We start from the raw sequence: 479 nt of genomic DNA on the forward strand, positions 1-479 counted from the left end.
GCGAAGGGGATTCCAGCTGCTACAGGTTGCGTGTTCAGATCAGGTGAAGGTGGTTGTCCCAGAGCCCCGCAGGCAATTCCAGAGGTTTTGCAACAAGGTTTGTCTGGCGGCAATCGTAGAACCGGCAACGGCCTTGACCCGAGGTCACGACAAACCCGTCGGCCACGGCACCGACCCCGGCGCAATCGGGAAGCGGTGCATCCAGGCGTACTTCACCGCTGTCCAGGTCCCAGATAAAAAAGCGGTTGCCCCGCGGCGCGGTCAGGGCGACCAGGCGCAGTTCGCTGTGTACGGCAACGCTGGCGGTGTAATGCCCCATGGCCTGTAACTGATGCTCAGGCACCGGGAAGGCCACGAACGGTTGACCGGGACGCTTGATTGCCAGCAGCTCCGAAGACTCGTGAGCATCGCCCATGAACTGCTGACCGGCGACGATGGTGCCGTCACTGGCGATACCCAAGTGCCGCACGCTGTTCATC

The 479-nt window shown here is 62.0% G+C and carries 1 protein-coding gene; it reads right to left on the reverse strand.

Going from position 1 to position 479, the window contains the following annotated elements; genetic code table 11:
* Positions 1-34: 34 nt before the first annotated feature.
* A partial coding sequence (locus AC1DLB_RS31990) for a DUF1513 domain-containing protein (protein WP_477786535.1) occupies positions 35-479 on the reverse strand: 445 nt, incomplete at its 5' end.

Source organism: Pseudomonas sp. 05N434 (assembly GCF_056396965.1).